This window comes from Sciscionella sediminilitoris, from assembly GCF_000737195.2.
In the GTDB taxonomy this organism is placed as follows: Bacteria; Actinomycetota; Actinomycetes; order Mycobacteriales; family Pseudonocardiaceae; genus Sciscionella; species Sciscionella sediminilitoris.
The window spans coordinates 1-7,767 of the sequence record NZ_JALM01000116.1; the positions used below are offsets into that span (position 1 = coordinate 1).

The following is a 7,767-nucleotide window of genomic DNA, read 5'->3' on the forward strand; positions in this document are numbered from 1 at the left end:
GCATGCAGGATGCAGTAAAGATCGAGCGAGCTAGTGGAGGTTCTTATGCCGTGCGCGCTTGCGCCAGACACATCGAAGGTTGGCCACGTCGTGCAGCGCAGCAAGGCGATTCACGGGCGCCCGTACCGGCAACTTCATCGAGTACTACGACTTCGTCGTTTGCGGCTACACCGGGCTGTCGCTGCGCCTCACCATTTCGGTGCCCCTGCTCGGCGGGACGGCTCTACTGATCATGATTTTCCTCATCTCGAGGTCGGGTAATCCGGCCGCCCCGGCGTTCGTCGTCATCGTCGGCGCGATTGTCTCGCTCATGGTGGCACTGCTGGCGCGCGAGACCACGCACACCGACCTACTTTGTCGGCTCATAGCAGAACGAAAGGGTGCTTGATGCGACTGCTCAACGTTGCTGGCCGCGCCGTCCTGGAAACCGCGGAAGGCAGAGTCGACGTGGCGACCGCTAGTTCGGGACGGTTCGGTCCCGGTCCGCAGGATTTGTTCGAGGTATGGGACGCGTTCCGCTCATGGGTGCGGACGGCGCGGCCGGTGCCGGTGGGGGCGATCGACGGTCCGTTGGCGGCGCCGGTGCCGCGACCGCCGCAGGTGTTCGCGGTCGGGCTGAACTACGGCAGCCACGCCGAGGAAACGGGTCTCGCCGTAGCGACCGATCGGCCGCTGGTTTTCACGAAGTTCTCGAGCAGCATTGCCGGTCCCGAAGGTGACCTCGTGCTTTCCGGTGATCAGGTGGATTGGGAAGTCGAACTGGTCATCGTGATCGGTCGGCCGGCACGCCGCGTCGCACCGGAACAGGCGTGGGAGCATGTGGCTGGCTGTACTGTCGGACAGGATTTCTCCGATCGCGCCGTACAGATGCAGGGATCGCCGCCGCAATTCAGTCTTGGGAAGTCGTTTCCCGGCTACGGGCCGCTCGGGCCGGCGTTGGTCACACCCGAGCAGTTCGCCGACCGCGACGATCTCGCCCTGCGGTGTCAGGTCAACGGTGAGACGGTGCAGGAGGGTCGGACGAGCCTGATGATCCACCCGGTGGCACGGCTGGTTTCCCTGTTGTCGTGGATCTGTCCGCTCGGGCCCGGTGATGTGGTGTTCACCGGTACCCCGGACGGGGTCGGGATGGGACGGAAACCACCACGGTATCTCAAACCAGGTGACACCGTGGTCACCACGATCGAGGGGATCGGCACGATGATCCATCGTTGTGTCGCGGGATCGGAGGTTCACCAGTGACCGGCCGCCGAATTCCGCGCATGACCGAACTCGCCCCGCTGCTGCGGCCGAAACCTCTGGTTCTCAACGGGAAGCGCCGCCGTCTTCAAGGGGCGGCCACGATCGAGGAGCTACGCGCCGTTGCGCGGCGACGAACCCCCCGTGCCGTGTTCGACTACACCGACGGTGGTGCGGGCGGCGAGCTGTCGATGGCGCGCAACCGATCGGCTTTCGAGCGCATCGAGTTCCGGCCGAGCGTACTGCGCGACGTGGCCGATGTGGACACGACGACCACGATGCTCGGGCAACCGTCCGGCATGCCGGTCGGACTTGCTCCGACGGGCTTCACCCGCATGATGCATCACGAGGGCGAGATCGCCGTGGCGCGGGCGGCGGCAGGGGCGAACGTACCGTACGCGCTTTCCACCATGGGCACGACCTCGGCCACCACGCTCGCAGCCGCGGTCCCCGACGTACGGCGTTGGTTCCAACTCTATCTCTGGCGTGACCGCGAACGCAGTCTCGAATTTGTGCAATCGGCGAAGGACGCGGGGTACGAGGCGCTCGTGCTAACCGTGGACACCCCGGTGGCCGGGAGCAGGCTGCGCGATGTCCACAACGGCATGACGATCCCGCCATCGTTGACGGCCAAGACGTTCCTCGACGGAGCGCTGCGCCCGCACTGGTGGTTCAACCTGCTGACAACCGAGCCACTGCAGTTCGCATCGTTTAGCAATTGGCAGGGGACCGTGGCGGAGCTGGCCGACCACATGTTCGATCCGTCCGCGACGATCCAGGACCTCGTGTGGCTGCGGGAGCGCTGGTCGGGAAAGTTGATCGTAAAAGGCGTGCAGCGGGTGGAGGACGCGCGCTCGGCCGTCGAGGCAGGTGCCGACGCGATCGTGGTGAGCAACCACGGTGGCCGTCAGCTCGATCGTGCCCCGGTACCGCTCGAGCAACTGTCCTCTGTAGTCGCGGCGGTTGGTGACCGCGTCGAGGTGTATGTCGATGGCGGTATCCGAACCGGTGCCGATGTCATCGCGGCGGCATGTTTCGGTGCCGCCGGTGTACTGGTCGGCCGAGCCTATCTTTACGGGCTCATGGCGGGTGGCGAGGCGGGGGTCCGGCGTATGCTGGACATTCTAGCCGTCGAGACGCGTCAGACGATGCAGCTGCTCGGTGTGGCATCGGTGCAGGAGCTGACGCCGGATCGGGTTCGGTTGCGCTGAAAGCCCGCGGTCAGGCGGTGCGCGACTCCTCGCTGTCGCGCCTCCGCCACTCTCGGCGTACTCGCTCGGCCAGGTTCTCCAGGTGCACCGTCGCCGCGCGGCCTGCCGCCTCACCGTCCCTCGCCGACAGTGCGGACAGAATCCGTGCGTGCTCGGGCACCGCCTGCATCTGATTCGAGCTCCACGCGGTGGAATAGGTGGCCAGGATGACCCTGGCCTGGACCCGTTCAAGGTGTTCGACCAGGCACTCGTTCCCGCAATACGCCTGGACTTGTTGGTGAAACCGGAGATCCGCGCGTTGCGCCGTTGTGGTGTCCGCCTGTCGGACAGCAGCGTCGAACTCGGCGTGGATATCGCTGAGCACCGCGACGTCGCTGTCCGCGAGTTGCGGCGCGGCCAGCCTGGCGGCCAGACCCTCGAGGGGTGCGCGGACGGCAAGCGCGTCGAGCAGGTCGCCGCGCCCTGGGGTGGGCACCAAAGCGCCACCAGGCGTGAGTATCATGAGCCCGTCGGTGGCGAGCCGTTCGATCGCCGCCCGCACCGGGCTGCGGCTCATGCCCATGTCGGCGGCGAGCGAAACGACGCTGACTCGGCTTCCAGCCGCCAGACCACCCTCGAGGATGCCGTCGCGTAGCTGCTGATACGCCAGCTCGGTCAGCGTTTGCGGCCGGGGAACCTGCTCGACCACGTGTACCCCTTCCCGACGGTTGCGCTGGAACTTGCATGCAGCATACCGCGTAGGCGAAGTCCTCAGCTCGGCACTCCCGAAGCGAGGAAACCGCCGTCGACGACAAACACACTGCCGGTCACGTAGTTGGCCTCGTCCGAGCACAAGTAGGAAACCGCGCCGGCCACATCCTCCGGTACGCCGTAACGCTTCATCGGCACCGACTGCACCCATGCCTGCCGCACACTGCTGTCGTGCTGTGTCGCGGCCAGCGGTGTCTCGATCGGGCCCGGGGCCACGACGTTGACCCGGATACCGTACGTGGCCAATTCGGTTGCCATGACCTGGCTCATCGTCACGATGCCGCCTTTGGCGGCTCCGTACGCCGCACGGCCCGCGTTGCCGCGCAGGCCCGAAACACTGCCGATGTTGACGATCACGCCACCGCCGTTCGAGGCCATCACACGAGCGCAGGCTCGTCCGACCAGGAACGTGCCGTAGAGGTTGGTACGCAACACGAGCTCGAACAGCTCGGAGGAGGTCTCGAGGAACGGTGCGACTCGCCCGATCCCTGCGGAATGGACCAGGCAGTCGATACGACCATAGGTCTCGGCGATCCGGCTCGCGAGTGCCTCCACCTGCTTTTCGTCGGTGACATCGACCTGGGCCGGGTTTATGCCAGGGCCCTCCCGCAGTTCGGTCCGTTCGACCGCGATATCGGCGGCAACGACGGTCGTCCCGTCGGCCATCAGCCGAGCGGCGATCGCTGCGCCGATACCGGAAAGGCCACCGGTGACGATCGCGACCTTGCCCGGCGCCGTCACGGTTGTCCCAACATGGGAGACCGGCCCGGATCCAGCCGTCCCTCGCCGATCGCGCGCTCCTGGTGCGCTGTTTCGCGATCGATGGCGCGACGATCACCCCGGATCCGCGCATCCAGCATCCGGGCGGCAGTCGGTTCCAGCACGCAGTCGCCGGGCGCGCCAGCGCAGTGCCCATGCGCTGGCGCCGGTTCCGTGGGGGCCTTCGCCGCCCTGAGTAGTTTGCCGCCGAAGCGGCGTTTGGTGTGACCGCCGCAGGCCACGCATTCGGCGGCCGCGGCCGCGGTGTGCCGGACCCAGACCTCCTGGCTGGTAGCGCATTCGGTGCAGGCGTACTCGATGAGCATCATCGCAGCCGCCTCAGGTGTAGGACGCCGGTGCGTGTTCGAATTCCGGCCATTGCTCGGGATCGTGTGGCACCCAGATCTCGGCCTGCCTGGCGGCGGCCAGCTGCTTGATCTTGCGGATCGACCAGACAGCCTGCTCGGTATTGGCATCGGGGGAGGCGGGCAACTCGGCCTCGATCGCGCGAGTGCTGTGCGCAGTATCGCCGGTGATGATGAACGAACGCTCACTCAGCTGGACGAACAGGCTCGCGTTGCCAGGCGTGTGGCCAGGACAGGCGAGCAACTGGATACTGCCGTCGCCGAACAGGTCGAAATCGCCGTCCACCTCGTTCCAGCCGATCTTGCGGATCGGCTCGAAATCCGCCTGCCGGAAGAAGGCAGCAGCCGCTGGGTAGGGCCAATACCCGTAGCCGAGTTCACCACGCTGAATAAAGAACTTCGCTTGCGGGAACAGGGAAAGACCACCGGTGTGATCGACATGCGTGTGCGAGAGCAGCACATGGGTGATGTCCTCTGGCCGGAAGCCGATCGCGGCGAGCTGGTGATCCACACGCTGGTCGGGCGTCATCTCGATACCCGCTTCATCCACCAGTTCGCCGTAGACCAGCCGTGGGTCATCGGCAGCCTCCGGGACCAGTCCGGTATCGAAGAGCACGAGCCCGCGTTCGTGCTCGATGAGGAACGTCGGCAGCGGCACCGTGAGTTTCCCGGTCCCACCGACGATCAGCAGGCTGTTCTCCAGGGTCATCCTCGCCCCGTCCAGCGCCCACAACCGCTTCGCGTGCGTCGTTGTTCGCATGGCCATCCTCCTTGATGCCGCTTGGTTTCTATTCGTGTTCAGGCGATCGTGCTGCCGCCGTCGACGACGACCGAGGCGCCGTTCATATGCCGCGCATCAGCGGAAACCAAATGGGAAACCGCCGCCGCGACGTCCTCGACCGAGCCGTACGGCACGCTGACAGCCCGCTCGACTTCCGTACCGCTTCCGGAAAGGGCGCGATTGCCCTCGTTGATCGCGCGGATCATGCGCGTTTCGATCGGCCCGGGAAGCACCGCGTTCACACGCACACCAGTGCCGATCACCTCGAGGGCAGCGACCTTCGTCAGTCCGAGCACGGCGTGCTTGCTCGCGATATATCCGGCGAGGTTCGCACGGCCCCGGATCGCCGAGGTGGATGCACTGTTCACGATCGCACCGGAACCGGCTTCGAGCATCACCCTGAGCGCCGCACGCAGCCCGAGGAAAACACTGTGCACGTTGGTTCGCATGACCCGCTCGAACACGTCCTCCGGATAGGAGACCAACGGTGCCACCGCGCCCTCCATACCCACGTTGTTCACCAATGCGCCGAGCCCGCCGTGCCGATCAGCCACGCCATGAACCAGTGCGGCGAACTCGCGAGCGTCAGTGACATCGACCTCGTATGCCTCGGCGGTATGACCGGCCGCTGCAAGCGAATCCACGGTGCTGGTGGCCGCGGCCGCATCCCGGTCGGCCACGATCACCGGCCAGCCATCGCCGCCGAGGCGATAACAGATCGCCGCTCCGATATCCCCTCCACCACCGGTGACGATCGCGGCACTCACGGCACTCGCCGTTCGATCAACCTGCGGTCCTCGACCGCGAAACCACCGCCATAGACGGGAGTTTTCATCGACTGTGCACTGAGGATCTCCGGTTCCAGATCGGTCAACGGATCGAACTCAGACGGGTGCAGTTGCAGATCGACCCGCCCGCGAATCGGCTCCGAGTTCTGGATCGGCGTGCGCCGATAGACCACGTCCGAGTAGGCCACGCCGACACCATCGGGAAGAGGAAGCCTGCGCACGTGCAATTCGCCGCCGGGTTGCTGCTCATCGTCGGTGAGCCGGACCAACGGCGCGCCTGGCTCCGGGGTGAACGAGAACGCGGCCAACGGCACCGAGCGGCGCGTCACCGATCCGGCCACCCGCCCGTCCTCGTCCTCATGGAATTCGAAATCGCAGTCCTTCTTGGTGTAACCGTACAGCTCACGTCCCGCCACGATCCCCATCGGATCACTGCAGTACATATAGATGTGAGTCTGCGTGTACAGTTCCCGGTATCGAACTGCCACGGTCACCATGAGATCGAACATCCTGCCCCGATACAGCGACAGCGTATGCCCCGGCGAGAGCATGAACCGGAACGCCACCCGGTCATTGACCAGCTCGAACCCGGTGTCGGCCAGCAGCCGTTGCAGCTTACCTCGATCGGCACGCGTGACCACCTCGACCGTGTGAATGCCGGTCTCCCACTCCAGGGGATACGCAGGCGAATACGGTGGATTCACCCCACCGCCCGGATGCATCTCGAACCGACCGAACATCAAACGCCTCCTCGTCGAAACAGATGCCAGTCATCCTGCATGCAGCATTCAGCACTGTCAAGTCGAATAACGATGGCCGGTTCCGGATATTAGCCAGTAAAGAATTGAGTCCCGGGCCAACATCGCACACGTGTGCTGTGCATGCAGATCGGGGCGAATATTCACAATGGGGTGACAGCATGAGCTCACGGGGCGACTCCGATAGTTGCGGCCAGCTCGGACGGCGAGCACCGGGGAGCGCTGTGGGCGACACCCTGTCGCATGGGCGCCGGACTGCCGCTGCGACGCGGCGAGTACCCCGGCGCGCGGTCCTCATTCGGAACGGCGAGTGCGTGCCACGTCGGGAAGCAGGCCGACGTGTGGAATTCCGGCGCATGCCAAAGAACATGGTCAAGTCCTTCGGGGCCGTGTATCGGGGGCACCGCTGATCTGGTGATAACCAGCCGGTGAGTTCGGTCGGGGTGTCCTCCTATTCGGTCGGATCAGCGCGGGCGTGGACGCGGACTCTCCGTTCGTCGTGTTGTTCGGCCAGCACGGCGCCGACGAGACGGATGATGGCCTGGCGGTCGGGGAAGACCCCAACGACGTCGGCGCGGCGCCGGACTTCCTTGTTCAACCGTTCTTGGGGGGTTCGACCAGATCTGTCGCCAGATCTGTTTCGGGAACGCGGTGAACGACAACAACTCCGCCCGCGCGGCGTCGAGGTGCTCGGCGACTTTGGGGAGTTTCTCGCGGGTGCGTCGAGTATCCGATCGTATTGTGCAGCAACGGATTCCGCGTCGGCTTGATCGAATACCGAGTGCAGCAGCGTCCGCGCCCACGGCCGGAAAGTCTTGAGGCAGACCGAGAGGAGGTTGACAGTGTAGTGGGCGTGGCAGCGCTGCCAGACCGTCCCCGGGCAGCCAATCCGTGGGTTCGGAGAGGTGAGACGGGCATGGGATCAGCCGTGCGGGTTTCGCCGAGCGTAATGTCCACGTTGGTGCGTGCGGACAGTTCCTCTTTAGGCCAGCGGCGTACGATCTCCTCGATCGCGACATCGGTGCACGGATCGGTGAGCGGCTGGCGGAAGCCCTTCGAGACCACGGCCAGCTTGCCGGTCGCGTTGAGTACGCTCCCCTAAAGGTTGTCCCGTAA

General features: G+C 65.4%; 9 protein-coding genes and 1 pseudogene. 3 read left to right on the forward strand and 7 right to left on the reverse strand.

Going from position 1 to position 7,767, the window contains the following annotated elements; all coding sequences use genetic code 11:
- Positions 1-58 precede the first annotated feature (58 nt).
- The 3 genes from AD72_RS31740 to AD72_RS31750 are packed head-to-tail and all read left to right on the forward strand — an operon-like array spanning position 59 to position 2,450.
- Entirely contained in the window at positions 59-388 is a 330-nt protein-coding gene (locus AD72_RS31740; RefSeq protein WP_156365464.1) for a hypothetical protein, read from the forward strand.
- A complete protein-coding gene (locus AD72_RS31745) occupies positions 388-1,242 on the forward strand; it encodes a fumarylacetoacetate hydrolase family protein (RefSeq protein ID WP_031470333.1) in 855 nt (284 codons plus the stop codon). The genes AD72_RS31740 and AD72_RS31745 overlap by 1 nt, the downstream gene beginning before the upstream one ends.
- Complete coding sequence (locus AD72_RS31750) at positions 1,239-2,450, forward strand: alpha-hydroxy acid oxidase (protein ID WP_031470334.1); 1,212 nt, start codon at positions 1,239-1,241, stop codon at positions 2,448-2,450. The genes AD72_RS31745 and AD72_RS31750 overlap by 4 nt, the downstream gene beginning before the upstream one ends.
- A gap of 10 nt (positions 2,451-2,460) precedes the next feature.
- On the opposite strand, the gene AD72_RS31755 is transcribed toward AD72_RS31750, so the two are convergent.
- The 7 genes and pseudogenes from AD72_RS31755 to AD72_RS36095 form a co-directional block, all read right to left on the reverse strand.
- Positions 2,461-3,138, reverse strand: a complete 678-nt coding sequence (locus tag AD72_RS31755; protein WP_051899232.1) for a GntR family transcriptional regulator — start codon at positions 3,136-3,138, stop codon at positions 2,461-2,463.
- 62 nt (positions 3,139-3,200) lie between these two features.
- The gene (locus AD72_RS31760; protein WP_031470336.1) at positions 3,201-3,941 is read right to left on the reverse strand and encodes an SDR family NAD(P)-dependent oxidoreductase; all 741 of its coding nucleotides are present in this window, start codon (positions 3,939-3,941) and stop codon (positions 3,201-3,203) included.
- Positions 3,938-4,288, reverse strand: a complete 351-nt coding sequence (locus AD72_RS31765) for an FmdB family zinc ribbon protein (RefSeq protein WP_031470337.1) — start codon at positions 4,286-4,288, stop codon at positions 3,938-3,940. Before AD72_RS31765 ends, AD72_RS31760 begins: the two co-directional genes overlap by 4 nt.
- 10 nt (positions 4,289-4,298) lie before the next feature.
- Positions 4,299-5,057, reverse strand: a complete 759-nt coding sequence (locus AD72_RS31770; protein WP_231645083.1) for an N-acyl homoserine lactonase family protein — start codon at positions 5,055-5,057, stop codon at positions 4,299-4,301.
- Between the two features lie 65 nt (positions 5,058-5,122).
- On the reverse strand, positions 5,123-5,872 hold the full coding sequence (locus tag AD72_RS31775; RefSeq protein WP_031470339.1) for an SDR family NAD(P)-dependent oxidoreductase: 750 nt from the start codon (positions 5,870-5,872) through the stop codon (positions 5,123-5,125).
- Positions 5,869-6,615 (reverse strand): acetoacetate decarboxylase family protein, encoded by a 747-nt coding sequence (locus tag AD72_RS31780; protein WP_231645084.1) that lies wholly within the window; start codon positions 6,613-6,615, stop codon positions 5,869-5,871. The genes AD72_RS31775 and AD72_RS31780 overlap by 4 nt, the downstream gene beginning before the upstream one ends.
- A 529-nt stretch (positions 6,616-7,144) precedes the next feature.
- Positions 7,145-7,531, reverse strand: a pseudogene (locus AD72_RS36095) (transposase); the annotation flags it as partial.
- Positions 7,532-7,767 lie beyond the last annotated feature (236 nt).